The 19,383-nt window shown below is 51.2% G+C and carries 17 protein-coding genes; 11 read left to right on the forward strand and 6 right to left on the reverse strand.

Annotation, left to right across the window (positions count from 1 at the left end; genetic code table 11):
• Positions 1–20 precede the first annotated feature (20 nt).
• Genes AAH446_RS01935 through AAH446_RS01955 form a run of 5 tightly spaced genes read left to right on the forward strand, consistent with a single transcriptional unit; the run spans position 21 to position 5,307 of the window.
• On the forward strand, positions 21–1,061 hold the full coding sequence (locus AAH446_RS01935) for a sugar ABC transporter substrate-binding protein (RefSeq protein ID WP_342905044.1): 1,041 nt from the start codon (positions 21–23) through the stop codon (positions 1,059–1,061).
• Between the two features lie 16 nt (positions 1,062–1,077).
• On the forward strand, positions 1,078–2,577 hold the full coding sequence (locus AAH446_RS01940) for a sugar ABC transporter ATP-binding protein (protein ID WP_342905045.1): 1,500 nt from the start codon (positions 1,078–1,080) through the stop codon (positions 2,575–2,577).
• Between the two features lie 35 nt (positions 2,578–2,612).
• Complete coding sequence (locus tag AAH446_RS01945; protein ID WP_342905046.1) at positions 2,613–3,584, forward strand: ABC transporter permease; 972 nt, start codon at positions 2,613–2,615, stop codon at positions 3,582–3,584.
• Positions 3,584–4,441, forward strand: a complete 858-nt coding sequence (locus AAH446_RS01950; protein ID WP_342905047.1) for a MurR/RpiR family transcriptional regulator — start codon at positions 3,584–3,586, stop codon at positions 4,439–4,441. The genes AAH446_RS01945 and AAH446_RS01950 overlap by 1 nt, the downstream gene beginning before the upstream one ends.
• 2 nt (positions 4,442–4,443) lie before the next feature.
• Positions 4,444–5,307, forward strand: coding sequence for a PfkB family carbohydrate kinase (locus AAH446_RS01955; RefSeq protein WP_342905048.1), 864 nt, complete (start codon positions 4,444–4,446; stop codon positions 5,305–5,307).
• 156 nt (positions 5,308–5,463) lie between these two features.
• Here the strand turns inward: AAH446_RS01955 and AAH446_RS01960 are convergent, their stop codons facing one another.
• The 3 genes from AAH446_RS01960 to AAH446_RS01970 form a co-directional block, all read right to left on the reverse strand.
• Complete coding sequence (locus AAH446_RS01960) at positions 5,464–6,126, reverse strand: Fe2+-dependent dioxygenase (protein ID WP_342905049.1); 663 nt, start codon at positions 6,124–6,126, stop codon at positions 5,464–5,466.
• 76 nt (positions 6,127–6,202) lie between these two features.
• Positions 6,203–6,472, reverse strand: coding sequence for a hypothetical protein (locus tag AAH446_RS01965; protein WP_342905050.1), 270 nt, complete (start codon positions 6,470–6,472; stop codon positions 6,203–6,205).
• A gap of 123 nt (positions 6,473–6,595) precedes the next feature.
• Positions 6,596–7,459, reverse strand: a complete 864-nt coding sequence (locus AAH446_RS01970) for a glucose 1-dehydrogenase (protein ID WP_342905051.1) — start codon at positions 7,457–7,459, stop codon at positions 6,596–6,598.
• Positions 7,460–7,706: 247 nt separating this feature from the next.
• On the opposite strand from AAH446_RS01970, the gene AAH446_RS01975 reads away from it, so the two are divergent.
• Together AAH446_RS01975 and pagP are read left to right on the forward strand one after the other, a co-directional pair.
• Entirely contained in the window at positions 7,707–8,051 is a 345-nt protein-coding gene (locus tag AAH446_RS01975) for a hypothetical protein (protein WP_342905052.1), read from the forward strand.
• Positions 8,052–8,316: 265 nt separating this feature from the next.
• Positions 8,317–8,871 carry a lipid IV(A) palmitoyltransferase PagP gene (gene pagP, locus AAH446_RS01980; RefSeq protein ID WP_342905053.1) on the forward strand — a complete coding sequence of 185 codons (555 nt, stop codon included), beginning with the start codon at positions 8,317–8,319 and terminating at the stop codon, positions 8,869–8,871.
• A gap of 323 nt (positions 8,872–9,194) precedes the next feature.
• Here pagP and AAH446_RS01985 read toward each other — a convergent pair whose 3' ends face one another.
• Entirely contained in the window at positions 9,195–9,908 is a 714-nt protein-coding gene (locus AAH446_RS01985) for a YnfC family lipoprotein (protein ID WP_342905054.1), read from the reverse strand.
• Between the two features lie 609 nt (positions 9,909–10,517).
• Between AAH446_RS01985 and AAH446_RS01990 the strand changes: the two genes are divergently transcribed.
• On the forward strand, positions 10,518–11,804 hold the full coding sequence (locus AAH446_RS01990) for a methyl-accepting chemotaxis protein (RefSeq protein WP_342905055.1): 1,287 nt from the start codon (positions 10,518–10,520) through the stop codon (positions 11,802–11,804).
• Positions 11,805–12,045: 241 nt separating this feature from the next.
• On the opposite strand, the gene AAH446_RS01995 is transcribed toward AAH446_RS01990, so the two are convergent.
• Positions 12,046–13,305 (reverse strand): alpha/beta fold hydrolase, encoded by a 1,260-nt coding sequence (locus AAH446_RS01995; protein WP_342905056.1) that lies wholly within the window; start codon positions 13,303–13,305, stop codon positions 12,046–12,048.
• 127 nt (positions 13,306–13,432) lie between these two features.
• Here AAH446_RS01995 and AAH446_RS02000 point away from each other — a divergent pair, with 127 nt between their 5' ends.
• From AAH446_RS02000 to AAH446_RS02010, 3 genes are all read left to right on the forward strand, one after another.
• Positions 13,433–14,323 carry a LysR family transcriptional regulator gene (locus tag AAH446_RS02000; protein ID WP_342905057.1) on the forward strand — a complete coding sequence of 297 codons (891 nt, stop codon included), beginning with the start codon at positions 13,433–13,435 and terminating at the stop codon, positions 14,321–14,323.
• Between the two features lie 364 nt (positions 14,324–14,687).
• Positions 14,688–15,932, forward strand: coding sequence for a DUF1214 domain-containing protein (locus tag AAH446_RS02005; protein ID WP_342905058.1), 1,245 nt, complete (start codon positions 14,688–14,690; stop codon positions 15,930–15,932).
• A 71-nt stretch (positions 15,933–16,003) separates the two neighbouring features.
• Positions 16,004–17,413 carry a DUF1254 domain-containing protein gene (locus AAH446_RS02010; RefSeq protein WP_342905059.1) on the forward strand — a complete coding sequence of 470 codons (1,410 nt, stop codon included), beginning with the start codon at positions 16,004–16,006 and terminating at the stop codon, positions 17,411–17,413.
• A 222-nt stretch (positions 17,414–17,635) separates the two neighbouring features.
• Here AAH446_RS02010 and mqo read toward each other — a convergent pair whose 3' ends face one another.
• Positions 17,636–19,285 carry a malate dehydrogenase (quinone) gene (gene mqo / locus AAH446_RS02015; protein WP_342905060.1) on the reverse strand — a complete coding sequence of 550 codons (1,650 nt, stop codon included), beginning with the start codon at positions 19,283–19,285 and terminating at the stop codon, positions 17,636–17,638.
• Positions 19,286–19,383 lie beyond the last annotated feature (98 nt).

Below are 19,383 nucleotides of genomic sequence, written 5' to 3' on the forward strand. Positions count from 1 at the left end.
CGCTTAAAAGGTTATAAAACATGAAAAAACTCTTACTCTCTGCACTCTTATCCTCACTGTTAACGACCACCGTTTATGCTGCTGAACTGGCTCCGCTGAAATCGGATACCGAACCGGATCGCACCGACTGGACCCAGCTCGAAAGTAAATATGGTCCGATGCCTGCTGCCAATACAAAGCTGAGGATCGGCGGCGTATCGAAAACGCTGACCAATGAATACTGGCGTTCGCTTGGCAAGGGATATCAGAACGTTGCCGACAAAAAAGGCTTTAACGTCTCTTACCTGGCCGCGGCGAATGAAGACGATCAGTTAGGCCAGCTGTCGATTGCCGAAACCATGATTGCCCAGGGTTTTGATGGCCTGCTGGTTTCCCCACAAACCGATATCAACCTGGAGCCGGCGCTGGAGACCGCCAACAGCAAAAACATTCCGGTGGTTAACGTTAACGATGCCGTAATGCCTAACGTGCAGTACTACGTCGGCAACGTACAGAAAGATAACGGCGTACGCGTGGCGGAATGGTTCATTACTCACCATCCGAAGGGCGGAAAAGTCGCCGTCATCGAAGGTCAGCCTGGCGTGTACGCCGCAGGCCAGCGTACGGCAGGCTTCAAAGAAACGCTCCAGGCGAACGGCAAATTCAATATCGTCGCCAGCGTTCCCGCTAACTGGAGCCGTGAGAAGGCTTTCAATGATGCCTCGACCATTCTGCAACAGCACCCCGACCTGATTGGCTTCTATGCCAACAACGATACGATGGCGCTCGGCGTGGTAGAAGCTGTGCGTTCGCAGAATAAATCTGAACAGACCGCCGTATTCGGTACGGATGGCATCTCGGATGCGTATGCCTCTATCAAACGCGGCGAGCTGACCGGCACGGTAGACAGCTTTCCCGTGCTGACCGGGGAAGTGGCCATGGAAGTGATGCTGCGCCTGATCGACGGACAGAAACTTTCACGCGTCATTTCAACCCCACAGGCGCTGATCACCAAAGAGAACGCTGACGCTTTCTCAACTAAAGATGAAGCTAAGCTGCGTCAGCTGCTGGTCCAACAATAAGTCAGGTGGAGAGCGTATGGAACAGTATCGCCTAATGATGCGCGGCATCAATAAGACCTACGGCAGCGCCGTCGCTTTACAGGATGTGGATTTTTTTGTGAAGCCCGGCGAGGTTCATGCCCTGATTGGTGAGAATGGCGCCGGTAAATCCACGCTGCTCAACATCCTCTCCGGCGTCCGTGCTGCCGATAACGGTGAGATTAGCGTTAACGGCCAGCAGGTGCAGATGAAAAGTCCGCTCAGTGCCCGCCATGCCGGCATTGCGATGATTCATCAGGAGTTACAGCACGTTCCGGAGCTCTCCGTTGCACAGAATATGTTTCTTGGCCGTCCGCTGACCAAAGTTAAAGGGTGTTGGGTAGACAAGCAGGGTCAGGTTGAGCGGGCAAAGCTGATTCTTAAGCAGCTCGATCCCACTATCGATCCTAATGAGCCGATCAAAAACCTGAAGGTTTCCCAGCAGCAGATCGTCGAGATTGCCCGTGCCATGCTGGATGACGCCAAAATCATCGCCATGGATGAACCGACTTCCAGCCTGACGCCGACGGAATTCGATCGTCTGGCTGAACTGATTGCGGATCTGAAATCGATGGGCGTTTCACTGATCTACGTTTCGCACAAAATGAATGAGATTTTCAGGGTGTGCGATCGCGCCACCATTATGCGTGATGGCCGGCAGGTTGGCGTGGTGAACATCGCCGATGAGGACGAAGAAAGTATTGTCGCCAAAATGGTGGGCAGGAAAATCGAGAAGCTGGAGCACAACGCTTACGTCACCGATCGCGAAGTGCTACGGGTGGAAAACCTCGCGCGTGGCAGCCACGTCCTGCCAGCCAGCTTTACCGTACGGGCAGGGGAAGTGCTTGGCATCGCGGGCCTGGTTGGCGCAGGCCGTACGGAGTTGCTGAAACTGATCGCCGGTATTGATAAACGCAGCAGCGGCACGGTTCAGGTAAACGGCAGTGCGGTACCTAATCACAATGTCAGTGCGGCCATTCGTGCCGGTATTGGTCTGGTGCCGGAAGATCGTAAGAAAGAGGGCATCATTAAAGAGCGCGCCGTGAAGCTGAATATGGCGCTGCCATCAATGCGCAACTTCACGCTGGGCGGGTTGATTAAAAAAGAGAAGCTCAACCGCGTGGCGCACGAAGTGATGAGTGAACTTAACCTCCGCCCGCTCGATATTGAAAAGACCATCGGCACTCTCAGCGGCGGTAACCAGCAGAAGGTGATTATCGGTCGCTGGGTCGCCGCAGATGCTCAGGTATTTCTGTTTGATGAACCCACCAGAGGCATCGATATTGGCGCCAAGTCTGAGATTTATAACCTGATAGAAAAGTTAGCCAGGGCAGGCAAAGCCATAGTGGTTGTTTCCTCCGAAATGACCGAGATCATGCGTATCTCCGACCGCGTTCTGGTTATGAGAGAGGGCAAGATCACTAAAGAGCTCACCGGCAGTGCCATCACTGAAGAGAACATTGCCCGTTATGCGATTAAAGATTCAGAGACCGCTTAACGCTTTCACCTGTTATTTATTTAAAGGCCATAACCATGACGACACAAACTACTGCCCGGCCGGTCTCCCATACGCCGGCGATGTTTAAATTTAATTTACGCGACGCCGGTACGCTGATTGGCTTGCTGATTATCGTTGTAACGTTCTCATTTTTGTCGCCGGTATTTTTCACCGTGCCGAATATGCTGAATATTTTGCAGCAGTCCTCTATCAATGCCTTAATTGCGCTTGGCATGACGCTGGTCATTATCTCGGGCGGTATCGATCTGTCAGTCGGCCCAACGGCGGCGCTGTCGGCGGTGCTGGGCGCCACGCTGATGGTGTCGGGCGTGCCTGTGCCGCTGGCCGTGCTGGCGACGCTTGGCATTGGCGCGATGTGCGGAATTTTCAGCGGCTCCCTGATTGCATATGCCGGACTGCAACCTTTCATCGTAACGCTCGGTGGGCTTTCGCTGTTCCGCGCTCTTGCGCTGATCTATACCGGCGGTAGTCCTGTTTTCGGCATTCCGATGGAGTTTCGTAGCCTGATCAACAGCGCGCTGTTCGGCATTCCTACCCCGATAATCATTGTCGCCGTCATCGCGCTGGTACTCTGGACGGTAATGAATAAAACACCGCTCGGCGAATACATTCTGGCGATCGGCGGTAATGAAGAGGCGGCGCGGGTAGCGGGCGTTCCGGTTAAACGAACCAAAGTCACGGTATATGTTATCTCCGGTGCGTTAGCCTCGTTAGCCTCACTGATCCTGATTGGTCGTCTTGGCGCGGCGGAACCAACGATTGGTAATCTCTGGGAGCTGGATGCGATCGCGGCAGCGGCTATTGGTGGCGCTTCGCTGATGGGCGGTAAGGGCAGCATTTTCGGTACGCTGATTGGGGTGATTATCCTGGGCGCGTTACGTAATGGTTTGACGCTTATGAATATCCAGGCGTTTTACCAATTGCTCGCTACTGGCCTTATTATTATCATTGCCATGTTGATTGACAGAGCGACCCGAGGCAAGTAATGAAGCAAGATCCGCGAGCCATTGGCGCTCAAATCCGCATGCGTTTGCCCCAGCTAACGCCGTTAGAACGCCGCGTCATTGAGGCCGTGACGGCCAGAGACGACATCACTGAGCAAACCTCCCTAAAAGAGATTGCGCAGGAAAATAACGTCTCTGAAGCAATGATTGTGAAAATCACCAAGAAGCTTAACTTCACGGGGTTCAGAAACTTCAGAAGCAGCCTGGTCTATTACAAACAGTCCGAAGTGGCGGGGCTGCATGCGGAAATTGAGCCCGATGACTCATCGGAGCAATTGCTGTCAAAAGTGTTCAGAACGTCAATTCAGGCCATCGAAGAAACCCTGTCGATTCTGGACGTTTCTGAATTCAACCGGGCAGCTGACATTATGTATAAAGCGCGCCATATCGATCTCTATGCCGTTGGCGGCTCCGCAACGGTCGCCCGCGACCTGTCGCATAAGCTGCTGAAAATCGGCATCAAATCGACGACTTACGATGACGCGCACATCATGCTGATGTCGGCGGCGGTGCTCTCTGACGATGACGTTGTCATCGCCATCAGTCACTCGGGCACCACGCGTGCGGTAAACGACCCCGTCAAACTGGCGGTGCGCAACGGTGCCAAAGTGATTGCAATTACTAATTACGCCGAGTCGCCGATTGCGTGCAACGCGCATGTCGTGCTCAATTCAACATCTCAGGGATCGCATCTGTTAGGGGAAAACGCCGCGTCACGCATTGCCCAGCTCAATATTCTGGACGCACTGTTTGTGGCCATCGCCAAGAAAGATCTGAAGCGAGCGGAAAGAAACCTGATGAAAACGCAGCATGCGGTCCAGGATCTTAGGGAATTCTAGCCATGAGCAAGATCGCAGTAACCGGCAGCCTGCATTACGATATTATGCTGGATGCCCACCATCGTCCGGAAAAAGGCGAAACGGTAATGGGCTCAGCGTGCAGTTATAAATTTGGGGGAAAGGGCGGTAACCAGGCGATTGCGGCGGCCTCAGCCGGTGCCAGCGTGCTCTTTGCCGGCGCCGTCGGCGCTGATGAACAGGGGAAATTTCTGCTTAATCAGCTTCAGCGTGCCGGGGTGAATACGGATGCCGTTGAGGTTATTGCAGAGATCCCCTCCGGCATGAGCGTCGCCATTACTGATGCTGAGGGGGATTACGGCGCGGTAGTGGTATCCAATGCCAATCAGCATATTGCGCTGGAAACCTTTTCTCGGGAAAGCTTCTGGCACGACGTCAGGCTGCTGATTTTACAGAATGAAGTGCCCGACAGGGTCAATCAGCAGGCGGCGGCAGCGGCAAAGCAGCGCGGGATACAGGTTTGCATCAATGCTGCGCCAGCACGTCTTTTAAGCCCTGAACTTCAGGCGAATATCGATCTGCTGATCGTGAATGCCATTGAGGCACGAGACATGAGTGCGGTGCCGGTCAACGACTTAGCCTCCGCGAAAAAAGCGGCCGAAACCCTGGCGCAACAGTTTCCGCAGGTTGTAGTCACCGCCGGTGAACATGGCGTGGCGTATTGTAAAACGGGCAGGGAAAGCCTGAGTATCGCGGCGAAAAAGATTGAGCTGATCAGCACGCATGGGGCTGGCGACTGCTTCACGGGCGTACTCTGTTCCGCGCTAAGTAAGGGCCAGACGCTGGCTGAAGCCGTCACGCTCGCTAACGACGCCGCGGCGGAGCATGTTTCCCGCAAACCCGGTTAATTCCAGGTTTTACGCTTAGAAAAGCGGCCGCAACGGTGAATGTTGCGGCCGCTTTTTTTTGCGGTAAAGTCCACCAGTGGTACCCGGTAAAAACGTAGGGCAGGGAAAGGGTCAGAGATATGCCGGGGTTTCAGGGCAACATGTTTTCAACTTACCTTAATCCTCGACCCAACGCCGAAGCAGGTTTGACTGAGTCTTTGCCAGCAGGTCCATCTCTGGTGTCTTTCCTAACATCTTGAAGAGCCGGTGGCGGGCAGTATCCAGATCGAAAAGCGTTTCCCGATCGGCGGCATTCCGCACAAAACTGCGAATCCAGGTGACCGCAGCTAACCGCTCGCCAGACACTACTGGAGCAACACGATGCAGGGACGTTGTAGGATAGGTTACGGCAGAACCGGCCGGTAGCTTCACCTCGTGTTCACCGGCAGGGGAATCTATAACCAACTGGCCGCCTTCATATTGGTCAGGATCTGAAAGAAAGATGGTCACTGAAACGTCCGTACGCACCCCTCTCATGATCGAGTTGTCAACGTGATTCCCATATTCCATGCCTTTTTCATAGCGGCTGAACATGGGGGGGAGTACGATTTTTGGCCGCGTAGCCATACGGAACAAGTCATTGCCCATCAGGCGATCTGTGATGAGTTTCTGCATATCTGCCAACTGTGGATCGGTACGATCAACTTGTTTGTTCCGTTTTACCGGCCGCGCCTCTCGTCCAGCGGTAACGCGACCATCGACATAACTAACATGACCCATCTTCTCGCAGAGCAGGCTAACTTCGTCTGAATTAAGTAAATCACTTATCATTACTAACATGTATAATCCTTTATCTAAATCGATCCTTAAGATTGATTATTCTACCACTGAAGGAACAGTAAATATGCGTATAAAATTATGGATTGGCGTAGGTATTTTTGTCATGGCTCAATCGGGGCAGGCCGCTTTTGCTGCTGTTCAGGATAGTCGAACCAGTGTCCTCTCGATAAGCGACCAGCATGGTGAGCATGAAGGTGGTGAGCACGAAGGCGGCGAGTACGAAGGCGGTGAGCACGAAGGCGGTGAGCACGAAGGCGGTGAGCACGAAGGCGGTGAGCACGAAGGCTAATGAAAAGGGCGTCTGTAGCTCTTCTTTGGGCTTCCGACTCCCAATTTCGATATCCAAACGGGTTCTAAAAAAATAGCCTCAGAGCAGGCTACTTTGTTAAGGCAGGATCTGATCTGAAAGGCTGGATTTCCCCAGCCTTTGTCTCTCCATTCAGAGGCTCAACGCGCTTCTTTTTTGGAATCAAATAACAGCAACGCCGCCCGTAACGGCAATATTGGCACCGGAAATATAGCTGGCTTCATCGCTGGCGAGCATAACGTATGCCGCAGCTAATTCAGCAGGCTGACCAGTGCGCTGCATGGGAACCACGCTGCCAAAATCTTCGACCTGATCTGCGGGCATGGTCGAAGGGATAAGCGGGGTCCAGATGGGGCCAGGCGCGACAGAGTTAGAACGAATGCCTTTCTCAGCAAGCAGCGCCGCAAGGCTGCCGGAGAAATTAATGATGGCCGCTTTGGTCGCAGAATAGGCAATAAGCTTCGGCTTAGGACTGTCCGCATTGACCGACGCCGTACTGATTATTGAGCCGCCCGCCGGCATATGGGGCACAGCGGCTTTACAGATATAGAACATGGCATAAAGATTTGTCTTCATGGTCCGATCAAACTGTTCATCGCCGATCTCATCCAGCGAATCGCGCGACATCTGATAAGCCGCATTATTTACCACGATATTGATTTCACCAAAAGCCTCAACGGCCTGCTGCACGATAGCGTTACAGTGTGCGGATTCAGTGATATCACCGGGAACCAGCACCGCTTTACGCCCGGCCTCTTCAACCAGACGCGCGGTCTCTTTTGCATCTTCATGTTCATCAAGATAGGAGATGAGAACATCCGCGCCTTCCCGCGCATAGGCGATGGCGACCGCACGGCCAATGCCCGAGTCACCGCCGGTAATAATCGCTTTTTTGCCGGTCAGACGTCCCGAACCTTTATAGCTTTGTTCACCATGATCGGGCAGCGGCTGCATATTACGGGTGCTGCCGGGCCATTGCTGCTGCTGAGCAGGAATGGAAGGTTGTGTGCGGGATGAATTTGACATGTAGGCTCCTGTATCAAGTCTCTTATCACTCAGTGCCAGTACCAGGTTACCCGGCATGACTTGAACTTAATTGAGGATAAACAGTGGGTTGAAGTGTTAATTTTTCTTCATCAGGCATTAAGTGTAGTACAAAATTCCGGAGATATTTCGATTCGCCGTCTCGGGCGACGCCGGGAGATTTTCTCCGGCAAGGCCCAAAAACGCTGACTATGCTGAAAGGGAATGATTTATCCGAACCGGAGGAACAATGTCAGCTAACAATCAGGATCTCATGCCTTACCATCTTTTCTTTATTCAGGATCGCCTGCTGGTTCAGAATATAGATGGCCACCTTGTGGATATCGGTGGCGCTACTGAGCAGGCGGGTCGCTATCACTGGCAGCTTGATGGCAATGAAGAGCAGGGCGACAGTGATTCCGTTGAGGGGATGCTGCGTGACGTGGAGCAGCATCTGAGCTTTCTGTTTCTTGACGGCCAGTTCACCAGCCTGGAAGATCTTAGCGAACGCTATGCCGGGGAGCTGGAAAGTGCGCCTTCCCGCCAGATTGCGCTGCATGAACTGAGCGAACGCGATCAAAAGGATGTGCGATAAGCGCGGGAGTTTACTTGTTGCCGGCTATAGTTACGGAGGCCGGCAGTAACTTTACCAGGGTTTCAGACATTCTGGCGGGCCCCTTTATCAGCAGTAAAAGAGCAGGGCGGCGAAGAATGCTTTCGCCGTTATCAACAAGAGATATTATCCAGCGTTATTCCTTCAAATCAGTGAGCCTTCATCAAGCCGGCGGATTAATACTTACCAGTGGCTGCAGGACTTTTAAATCACGTTGTGAATAAGACAATTTCACAGAGGAAAACCCATGCATACTATTCTTGTTGCTCTGTTTATGTCCGCGGCACTGACATTTTCTGCCTTTGCAAGTAACAGCATAGAGGATGGCTGGGAATGGTTTAAAAACGATGTCTCGCAGACATGGCAACAGCCTGACTATCACGACCTTTATTTACCTTTCATCAGCTGGCACGCCCGGTTTGCCTACGATAAAGATAAGACTGACAGATACAATGAAACGCCATGGGGCGGCGGCTATGGTTTATCGCGTTATAGCGCTGAGGGCAACTGGAGCGCACTGTATGCCATGGCTTTTAAGGATTCCCATAATGAATGGCAGCCTATGGTGGGTTATGGCTGGGAAAAGGGTTTTTATCTGGATGAGCAGCGAAATTTCCGGCTGGGTTTAGGATTAGCTGCTGGAATAACCGCGCGCGAAGACTTTGCAAATTATGTTCCGCTACCTATCGTTCTTCCTCTTTTCTCCGCCGGATATAAACGCTTCAACGTGCAGTTCACTTACATTCCTGGCTCGCGGAATAATGGCAACGTTCTTTTCGCCTGGCTGCGTTATGGCTTCTGAGCTTACAGCGTTAGCGTCATAAGATTCCGCCAACAGTAACGAGATCTATTTCTGCCTGCTGGCAGAAACTGATGCTCAAGGCCAGGGAAAGCGGCTCGTTTTAACGCATCAGCGTTTAAGGAGTGACAGGCAATAAACAGACAAAATCTACACAGGCTAACCTTGGTGCGCATAATGTATATTATGTTAAATTAGATGAATACCTTCATCTGCTAACGAATCAGATGCTTACCTGCCTACTTCCCTACTTCCCTGATGATAAACCCAGATTGCTCTGGGCTGTCCTCTACCTTAGGTATGCGGATGAAACCGCGCTTTCCACTTCAGTAATATGTCACCTGATGATTTGAAAACATCATCACTGCACCCTCGCGGTAGTTCTCATCGTCCGCCGTAACGATTGAACAAAGCCCACCGTTACCGTCAGTTTGATAGCTGCAGCTCTGCTTTAACCAAGTTGTGTTGTCCCCGGTTTTTAACGATGACTGGAAATCAAGGAACTGCGGACTCCCGGCAGGATAAGAGAAAATACTATCCGTGTGATTTTCATAATTTCGAACCCGTACCGGAAACTGACCATAGCGATATTCATAGCGCGCGATGACTTTACCGGTATCCAGACTGGTCATTGTCTGCAGAAGCCCTTGGGAATTGTAGCTTAAACGGTATTTACCGCTCTCATTTTCCAGCTCCGTAAGCTGACAAGCCTGATTAACCTTACCCGCGATAAACTGACCTTTGTGAGAGATAATCCCGCCATCCTTATTTTCGAGATGAAACTCGGTGCCATTAATTTTATCAACCATATTCACCCGCGTGAAACAGCCCTCATGGTCATACCAGACGTCTGTCATCACCCGTAATTCCCCTGCACTATTTCTTATCCATTGCAGGCTATGTTTTACGTTGCCAACGCTCGGATCGTGATTGAATAAGAGCGCGGCATTCAGCACGGCAGGTTTAAACTGCGTGGGTGAAGCGGCATGCGCAGGGAGCGCCATAAACAATACGGTTAAAAACAGAAAATCCACTTTCATATTCATCCCTTTAAAATTTAATAGCTGAAAATAGCTGACTGATGATAGAGCCAGAAATCGTGTAAAAGTCACGTAATGAACTGACATGCCATGCACCGGCTTCATAACGACATTATTATGTCAGTAAGCGGCATCTGATAACAAACAGCGTTTCCTTCAGAATGAGATAACCTCCTGAAGCCTGACAGGCTGCGATAAAGAACCGGCGCAAGCCCTGACAAAACTGTTTTACATCGTGCAATATCGCCACGCCCTGCCCTTTATCACCTCATACCCAGAAACCTTTTTAGCATGCAGTACTTCTCATCATCTGCAAAAACTTCTCAAATTTCCGGCCTCCCTGCCGATACCTTTTGTAGGACAAACCCAGGTCGGTTTGTCATTTTATTTTTTTGATTACATCAGGCAAGTCACAAAAAAGGTCCCGGCATCCGCGCTTCACTGCGTTAAGAGATACGCTCTTTCACCGCGTCCAGGCGAATGATGAAGTATCCCGTTGGGAAAAGGCGGCTCAGGTGGCCGTACGGGATTTTTTTGCCCCGGTGGTGACACAGGCTTACCCGCCGGCAAAGGGATCGTCAAAATAATGATAACTTCCTGGGATTAAATATGTTTGGTGTAAAAAAAGCGGGTTTTTCTCTGTCCTTATCCAAAGGCAGCAGCATCGTGAAGGACATCGATGCGATTAAACAACACGTGGCGTGGATCGAGTTCCTGCCCGATGGAGAAATACTCAGCGCCAATCAGCAGTTTCTTAACCTTAGCGGCTATGCTCTGGGTGAGATTCAGGGTCAGCATCACCGGATTTTCTGCCATCCGGATTACTGTCGCTCAACGGGTTACAGTACGTTCTGGCAAACGCTGGCGGCGGGTGAATCGATTACGGGCATATTTGAGCGCTTCAGCAAAACGCATCAGCGTGTCTATCTCAGCGCGACCTATTTTCCCGTCAGCGATGACAAAGGCAACGTCTATAAAGTCATCAAAGTTGCTTCAGATATCACCGCACGCCACCAGGAGCTGGAGCATAAAGAAGCGGTGATTACCGCACTCGATCGATCTATGGCGGTGATTGAATTTACCACTGACGGCAAAATTATCACTGCCAACAGCAACTTCCTCACCCATATGGGCTATACGCTGGATGATCTTGCGGGCCAGCACCACCGTATTTTTTGCTATGACAGCTTTTACCGGGAAAACCCTGACTTCTGGAAAAAGATTGGCAAAGGCCAGCACTTCGTGGGACGTTTTGAGCGTAAAACCGCCGGCGGCGAGCGCATCTGGCTTGAAGCCAGTTACAATCCGGTGTATGACGTCGACGGCAAAGTATGTAAAGTGATCAAAATCGCGTCGGATATTACTACCCGGGTTGAGGCAGCGAAACGCGTGGCGGATATTGCTGTCACTACCTCGGAAGAGACCTCGCAGATTACCCACAACGCGAACGAAGTACTGGAAGATACGGTGCGCAATTCCGGACTGGTTGCTGATAAGGTCAATGCAGCCACGGCGATCGGTGAAAAGCTGAATGCCTCCGCTAAAAATATTCGCGATGTTGTTGATAGCATTAACCTTATTGCCTCTCAAACCAATATTCTGGCGCTAAACGCCGCAATAGAATCGGCCCGCGCAGGCGAAGCCGGCCGGGGCTTTAGCGTGGTTGCGGCTGAAGTTCGCCGCCTTGCGGCCTCGACCGCCAGTGCCACCCAAAAGATCACTTCCGTGGTGGAGCTGAACACCCAGCTGATCCAGCAGATGCATCAACAGCTGGATACGGTGAAAGAGTTTATGGTTACCGAACAGGATAAGATCAGCGAACTGTCACGCAGCCTGCGGGAGATCAATAGCGGCGTACATGAGTTTGTGAACGTTATTCACCGGCTGGATGTTTAAGTCTAACCTATGGGAAGCAAGGCGGTTCACATAGGTTCAGCCAGTAACGCAGAGCGGTCAGCGTTCTTTCGTTAATAAACTCCACTTAAATAGTTGAAAAATATAATTAATATTTTACCGATCGCGCTACGTAAAATATGTAGCGTTGGCAACCCTCCAGCCCTGCATTTTTCACGTAGCAACGTCACGTTTCGCTGGCCTTCAATCCACCTTCCGGAGAGTATCTGGCCCGTGAGTATTATTACCGCGGAGGTAGCTTAGCTCTGGAAAGCAGAAAATCCCCGATCGCCCTGGTGACCTGTTGGGCGGCATCCACCACGGGATGATGGCCAGCGCCGGTTAAGACGATCAGTTTTGTGTCAGGAATTACATCAGCGATTTCACGGCTTAGCCCGACCGGCGTTGCCCTGTCCGCATCTCCGCAAATGACTAACGCCGGAATACGAATAGAGGGAAGCAATGCCCGTATATCATCACGATTAAAAACGGCGGCATCCATCGCCAGCGCCAGGCCGGAGCGTGGCAGCGTCATCATCAGGTTTCTTTCGTGCGTAATAAAACTGGCATGCCTGCGTAATCCTTCTTCGCCATAAATCTCACGCTGAATCGCCGTAAACATCGTATCAAGCTCCGGGCGACTCCCATTTAACATAATATCTCGCCGCCTTTGCCAGCTATCCTCTCTTTCCGGATACTCGGCCCGGGCGCTGGTTCCAATAAGGATCAGTCCGGACAATAAATCTGGAAAGCTGGCTGCCAGCCTGAGGCCAACCATTCCACCCTGACTCTGGCCAATAAAGGTCACTTCCCGCAGCGAGAGTTCCTGAATCATCAGTGCAAAATCCCGGCTGATATCATCCAGCGTCCAGCCATCGGGATTGAAACCGCTCTGCCCATGACCGGGCATATCCATGACGATGCAGCGAAAGGATTGACTCAGCACGTTAATCTGGTCGTTAAAAATTTCACCATCAACAAACAGACCGTGAGCAAAAAAAAGCGTTGGTCCCTCACCCTGCTCCCGGTAATGGTAAAGCGTACCGTTGATCTTAATTTGGTGCTGTTGCCATGTATCCTGCGAATTAAAGGCCCGGCTCAGCAGAGCTGAATCTTCAAATATCTGATAGCGGGATATTTTGCTTTGTGAGACTTTAAAATGGATGACCATATCACTACCTACTCTGTTTCCCGTCTCCGTAATAAGATGCCGGAAACGGCCCAGTACCAGAACGTTTTCATCCTGCTCAATGAATTCAGCAAGGGTAAAATCGAGTGGTTCAAAATGACTGGGGAAACGCTCCAGCCACTTTCTGACCTGCACGGGACCCCGCAGCAGCCCTACCGTCGGCACGTTCGCATCGCCATCAACATGCCAGATGACCTCTTCATGCAGCAGCGCAATCGCCTTACCCCAATCCTTTTGAGCAAATGCCGCTAAATAGGCTTTCACCACTTCAGTGGGATTCATAACCGGTGCATTTTGCTTATTTAAATTCGCCATAATATAACTCCAGCTGAGAAAGCCCGATAACGTCAGGCCTCGTAACGTTTGCAGGAGTTTATTTCTATGAGCTACTTAAAAATAGCGATAAAATAGAATAATCATTTTCCATAAACAGAAAACAAAAATGTCTGCGACTAAAATGGACTGGAACGATTTACGGTTTTTCCTCACCGTTGCCCGGACCCAGAGCCTGACAAAAACGGCCGAAGCGTTTCGCGTGAGTCAGTCAACCGTATCCAGACGGATCGGTATGATAGAGACGGCGCTGAGATCCCGCCTTTTCGTACACCATCAGACCGGCTATTTCCTGACGGATGCAGGACGGGATCTTATTCGCTATGCGGAGGAGGTCGAAGAGAAAGTTTTGCTGCTTGAAAGCAAAATTGCAGGATGCGATCTTCGTCCTGCCGGCACGGTTCGTCTGGCTACCGCCGCGACGCTGGCAAGCCATCTGATTATTCCTGCCCTGCCTCGCTTCGCCGACCGTTTTCCTGATATCAGGCTGGAAATCATTACCGGCATAAATTCCGTTTCGGTCACGCGTCACGATGCCGATCTGGCGCTTCGCCTGATCCGCCCTGAACAGAACTCGCTAAAGATTCGCAAAGCGGGACGCCTGCAATCAGCGGTCTATGGTTCTGAAGATTATCTCTCTCAGCATTCTGCCCCCGATGCCCGGCCTCTGGAGGGCAGACGCATGATCGGCTGGGACAGTGCGTATGCACATCTGCCCGCCGCAAAATGGCTGAGCGAAACCTATCCCTACAGTCGATCCGCGTTAGTGGTCAGCAGTCTTGATTCACAAATCGCTGCGGTGAGAGCCGGTCTTGGGCTGGCAGTATTACCCTGTTTTATCGCCGCGCATTACTGCGAAATGGTTGAAGTATTACCGGCCAAAAACGTCTTTTCGGAAGATCTCTGGCTGGTCAGCCATGCGGATTTATCCGCCTCGACGCGCGTCCGGGCCGTCAGCGAATTTTTGCTGGAGATCCTCTCCGAGGGCGGTCTCACCTGAGCAGGTAAACCGGTGTGATGCCAGTCCAGAGTTATCCGCATAAATAATAACTTCGCTAACACTATCTGACTGTATTGACTATTATTTTTACAGGTCATCACATTAGTGAGCGTAAGCCATGATACTCAGCCTTAGAAAGTCCATTGCCTTTGTGCTGTATTGTTCCTCTACTGCTGCATTTGCAGCAGCGCCCCTTAGTCTGGATAAGGCAACATTACAGGGCGATGAAACCATTGCCACGCCGCAGGGTGACATAACTCTTACTGATAATTTCATTACTGAAGGTCAGAAGAGTCTCTATGATGCGATGGATTTTCAACGCGCAACCCAGGCGTATATCTGGTCGATCCCTGCAGTTTCCTATATGAAATGGAAAACGGCTCAGGAAGAGACTTTTGATGCAAAAAATCTGGGTGACTTTGTTGTTTACAGCTCGCTGAAGGAAAAGCGGGGCATTGTCACCGCCAACCTCACTACACCCTATGTCATCAACTTTATCAGTCTGAAGGATGGGCCGGTAAAAGTGGAGGTTCCGACAGGCGCGGTGGCGGGGATTTTACAGGATTTATGGCAGAAACCGGTCAGTGATATCGGTCAAACCGGTCCTGACAAGGGGAAAGGCGGTTCATATATCATTGTCGGGCCAGAGGCAAAACTGGCCGGATACAAAAGTCAGGCTGATTATGTATTCCAGTCGCAAACAAATAATATTTTCATTGGCTTACGCCTGCTCGACCCTTCGGCTGAATTTGAAAAACGCATCCAGAATGAAATGAAAGTGGCTCGCGTTGGTGAACCCATGCAGTCGATTCATTTCATCAAGGGCGTCGATAAAGAATGGTCCGCCACGCCGCCACGGGGAATGGAATACTGGCAGCTTCTGAGTGACATTTTTCAACAGGAACCGACCCGTGAGCAGGACAAAATAATGGCGGCGATGCTGGAACCGCTGGGTATTGCCAAAGGTGCCAGCTTTAAACCCGACGACAGGCAGACAAAAATTCTGGCGCAGGCCGTAACCTACGGCGAACTAATGCTGCGTAATATGCAGACCAATCCACGCTTTACCTCGCCTTACTGGCAGGGAACACAGTGGTTCAAGAGCTTCGATTTCCACACCCCGCAGGAGACAAACAATAAAGTTGAGCTGGATGAGCGCGCAGTCTGGTTCTATGAGGCGGTCACCTCCTCTGAAGGCATGGTGAACCCGACGCCGGGCCTGGGTCAGGTCTATATGACCACCAAGCGGGACAGCGAGGGGGAACTATTTCGGGCCGATCGGTTATATAAACTCCACATTCCTGAAGACGTTCCGGTGAAGCAATTCTGGTCGCTGACTTTATACAGTGAAAATACCCGCCGTAACTATGACAACGGCGGAACGGCCATTGCCGACAGCAGCCTTGGTTCGAAATCCAGCGAGCTCAAACGCAACGATGACGGTTCCGTTGATATTTATATCGGACCAACAGCGCCTGAAGGGAAAGAGGTCAACTTCCTGAAAACAGTGGGAGATGATGGCTGGTTTGTTTATTTCCGTCTGTATGCGCCAGAAAAACCATTTTTTGATAAAAGTTTTAAATTACCTGATTTTGAAAAAGTGAAGTAACGCCATCAGCACATATCCGGCAGGTCGGTTTATATTCAGTTAAATATTCATCTTTTTCATAAGGAATTATCATGACGATTAAATTCACAACGCTTGCCGTGGCTGTTGCGGCATCGCTCACCGTGACGGCACTCCCCGTTTTCGCCCAGAGTTCAGCTACTTCCGCTCCTCATGGCTCCGCTACCGCAGCATCTCATCTGCCGCAGCAACAAATGAATGAACTGGCAAAAAATGCCTATATTTTTACCTATCCCCTGGTGATGAACTACAGAACGATGTACGCGCAGGCTATAAAATCCGGCAATTTCGGAAAATGGCTTCACCTGGGCGTTTCCAGCCCTGACGATACTGATATCGTCACCCCTAACGTTGACTCTCCCTACTCTTACGTCTGGCTTGATGTCAGAAGTGAGCCGTGGGTTCTGACTATGCCGAAGATAGAAAAAAACCGTTTTTATACCAGCCAGTGGGACGATATGTGGGGCTTCGTGCTGGGGAACCCAGGCTCGGTCAATGACGGCAATGAGGGTGTTCGCGTGCTTCTGGCCGGTCCTGACTGGCAGGGGGAAAAACCCAAAGGCATCAAACGCATTATCCAGGGTGAAAGTGATTTCCTCGGTTCACTTACCCGCACTCAACTTCTGGGGGATAAGAATGACCTGCAAAACGTGAAGAAAATTCAGCAGGAATACACGCTCCAGCCGCTGAGTGAATATCTGGGTACCGCAAAACCTGCCCCTGCCCCGGAGCTGACATTCCCGGCATGGAAAGAAGGGGCAGAAATGACGCCGGAGTACTGGGACTATGTGGCCTTCCTTATTCAGCACGTGAAGCATAATCCTGCGGACAGGGAAATGTACGATGCCCTGAAGGTGCTGGGTATCAGCGATGACGGTAAAGCGGGAACACCAACGCTGAGCTCAGCGCAAAAAACTGCGCAGGCTCAGGGGATTATTCTGGCGCAGAAAGAGATGAAACAGGTCGGAGATAAAACCAGAGATGCCAGTAAGCTTTTTAATACCCGCGAAAAGCTGAAAGAGGATTATCTGACGCGTGCGATGGGTGTTTATCTGGGCATTTTCGGTAATACAACCGACCAGTCATTCTATTTCTCCCTGGTGAAAGATAACCAGGGTCAGATGCTGGATGCTTCAAAGCACGATTACGTCATTAATATGCCTGAGGCGGACTTACCCCCGGTGAAATACTTCTGGTCCCTGACGATGTATAGTCTTCCGCACCGCTGGCTGGTCGACAACAGCGAGAATCGCTATTCCTTCAGTAGTACCACGCCGGATCTTATCAAAGGCAGTGATGGTTCCGTCACGTTCTACCTTTCCGTTCAAAAACCTGCGGATAAAACGGTGAACTGGCTTCCGGCGCCCGACGGACCATTCTGGACAGTGCTACGCACCTATGGTCCCGACGAAGCCATTCTGAAAGGTTCGTGGAAGGTACCTGAAGTCAGGGTGGCAAAATAAGCATTGCCTGGTCCGGTTGAGCCGACTGGCCTTCCTCAATTTCTTTTACTGCCGGTATCGATGTGATATTTACCCCTGCCAGCTTCAGCGCCCCGGAAGTAATCACTGAAAAGAGGAAGGGACAATTACCGCCAATAAAAAAGGCTGGTCAGTGACCAGCCTTTCGCTTTGCGTACTCAATTATCGCTACTGCTATAAAAAAATCCGATTGTTAACTCCGCCTTACAGCGCCATATCGTGCTGTGGCTCCGCCGCTTTCTGCGGTTGTGCCGCTGGCGCTTCTGCGGTTTTGCCCGTCATATCAATCACAGGCGGTTTAGTCAGCTGCAGCGTGGCGGCAGTGTCATCCCAGACTTTCTGTGCCAGCTCAGCATCATCATTCAGCTTCTTGCCGTAGCTCGGCACGAAGTGATGGATCTTTTCCTGCCATTCCGCAGATTTAAACTGCTCCGGAAACAGCTCTTTGACCACATTCAGCGCAATCGGTGCTGCGGTTGATGCGCCCGGCGAGGCACCCAGCAAGGCCGCAACGGTTTTATGCCGATCGGTCACAATTTCGGTTCCCAGCTTCAGCACGCCGCCCTTCTCTGCGTCTTTCTTGATAATCTGTACGCGCTGTCCTGCCTGGATCAGCTTCCAGTCTTCAGCCTTCGCGGCTGGATAGTACTCTCTGAGTGAGGCCAGGCGATCCTCATCATCCAGCATTACCTGACCAATCAGATACTTAACCAGATCGAAGTTATCAATACCGACATCCGTCATCGCCCCCACGTTATTAAAGGTGGTGGAGCTTAACAGATCAAACAGCGAACCGTTTTTCAGGAATTTGGTGGAGAAAGTCGCGAATGGCCCAAACAGAATAACCTGTTTGCCATCCAGATAACGGGAATCCAGGTGCGGCACGGACATCGGCGGAGCACCTACGGATGCCTGACCATACACTTTCTCTCTGTGACGATCGGCCAGCGCCGGGTTTTCCGTCACCAGGAAAGAACCGCCGACCGGGAAGCCCGCATAGTTATCCGCTTCAGGAATGCCGGTCTCCTGCAGCAGCTTCAGAGCACCGCCGCCCGCGCCGATAAAGACATATTTGGCATCAACCGCGCGCATCTCGCCGCTTTTGGCATCTTTGATGCTGACATGCCAGGAGTTATCGCTGTTGCGTTCAAAACCGGTCACTTCAGACGAGGTTTCCAGCGTGAAGTTATCATTCTTCTTCAGGCTGCCAATCAGCTGGCGCGTGATTTCACCATAGTTAACATCGGTGCCGACCGGCGTCCAGGTAGCGGCGACTTTCTGCTGCGGATCGCGGCCTTCCATGATCAGCGGCGACCACTGGGCAATCTGCTTATGGTCGGTAGAGAATTTCATGCCCTGGAACAGCACGGTCTTTTGCAGCGCCTTATAGCGGCGGTCCAGATAATCGATATTCTTATCGCCCCAGACAAAGCTCATATGCGCCGTGGAGTTAATGAAAGAGTGTGGGTTATTGAGCACGCCACGCTTAACCTGCTCCGTCCAGAACTGACGGGAGATCATAAAGGCTTCATTAATTTCCAGCGCCTTGGTCACGTTGATTGAACCGTCTTCACGCTCTGGCGTGTAGTTCAGTTCCATGTTCGCGGAGTGACCGGTACCCGCATTGTTCCAGCCATTGGAAGATTCCAGCGCGACACCGTCGAGGCGCTCAACCATGATCTGTTTCCAGTCAGGCTGCAGCTCTTCAAGAAATGTCCCTAATGAAGCGCTCATAATGCCGCCGCCGATCAGCAGAACATCGGTTTTCTCAGGAGCGGTTTCAGCGTGGGCAGCGGAAGTCACTAACAGTGCCAAAAGGGAAAGTGAAGGCAGTACTTTTGTTGATTTAATCATGCTTAATCTTCAATCTGTTGCGGTGATGGTTAAGAAAAGTCTGATGATTTTAAAATATTGTTACCGAATAGTTGATTTATTTTTAGTTTTTTAATTAA

Origin of the sequence: Erwinia psychrophila (assembly GCF_039023475.1) — a bacterium.
Classification (GTDB): domain Bacteria; phylum Pseudomonadota; class Gammaproteobacteria; order Enterobacterales; family Enterobacteriaceae; genus Erwinia.

What these genes read in the sequence shown, in the direction of transcription:
- AAH446_RS01985 (WP_342905054.1), bottom strand. Translation starts at nt 9,908, where the DNA reads ATGAAAGTGGATTTTCTGTTTTTAACCGTATTGTTTATGGCGCTCCCT.
- AAH446_RS01960 (WP_342905049.1), bottom strand. Translation starts at nt 6,126, where the DNA reads ATGTTAGTAATGATAAGTGATTTACTTAATTCAGACGAAGTTAGCCTG.
- pagP (WP_342905053.1), top strand. Translation starts at nt 8,317, where the DNA reads ATGCATACTATTCTTGTTGCTCTGTTTATGTCCGCGGCACTGACATTT.
- AAH446_RS02000 (WP_342905057.1), top strand. Translation starts at nt 13,433, where the DNA reads ATGTCTGCGACTAAAATGGACTGGAACGATTTACGGTTTTTCCTCACC.
- AAH446_RS01945 (WP_342905046.1), top strand. Translation starts at nt 2,613, where the DNA reads ATGACGACACAAACTACTGCCCGGCCGGTCTCCCATACGCCGGCGATG.
- AAH446_RS01990 (WP_342905055.1), top strand. Translation starts at nt 10,518, where the DNA reads ATGTTTGGTGTAAAAAAAGCGGGTTTTTCTCTGTCCTTATCCAAAGGC.
- AAH446_RS02010 (WP_342905059.1), top strand. Translation starts at nt 16,004, where the DNA reads ATGACGATTAAATTCACAACGCTTGCCGTGGCTGTTGCGGCATCGCTC.
- AAH446_RS01955 (WP_342905048.1), top strand. Translation starts at nt 4,444, where the DNA reads ATGAGCAAGATCGCAGTAACCGGCAGCCTGCATTACGATATTATGCTG.
- AAH446_RS01950 (WP_342905047.1), top strand. Translation starts at nt 3,584, where the DNA reads ATGAAGCAAGATCCGCGAGCCATTGGCGCTCAAATCCGCATGCGTTTG.
- mqo (WP_342905060.1), bottom strand. Translation starts at nt 19,285, where the DNA reads ATGATTAAATCAACAAAAGTACTGCCTTCACTTTCCCTTTTGGCACTG.
- AAH446_RS02005 (WP_342905058.1), top strand. Translation starts at nt 14,688, where the DNA reads ATGAAATGGAAAACGGCTCAGGAAGAGACTTTTGATGCAAAAAATCTG.
- AAH446_RS01975 (WP_342905052.1), top strand. Translation starts at nt 7,707, where the DNA reads ATGTCAGCTAACAATCAGGATCTCATGCCTTACCATCTTTTCTTTATT.
- AAH446_RS01995 (WP_342905056.1), bottom strand. Translation starts at nt 13,305, where the DNA reads ATGGCGAATTTAAATAAGCAAAATGCACCGGTTATGAATCCCACTGAA.
- AAH446_RS01940 (WP_342905045.1), top strand. Translation starts at nt 1,078, where the DNA reads ATGGAACAGTATCGCCTAATGATGCGCGGCATCAATAAGACCTACGGC.
- AAH446_RS01970 (WP_342905051.1), bottom strand. Translation starts at nt 7,459, where the DNA reads ATGTCAAATTCATCCCGCACACAACCTTCCATTCCTGCTCAGCAGCAG.
- AAH446_RS01935 (WP_342905044.1), top strand. Translation starts at nt 21, where the DNA reads ATGAAAAAACTCTTACTCTCTGCACTCTTATCCTCACTGTTAACGACC.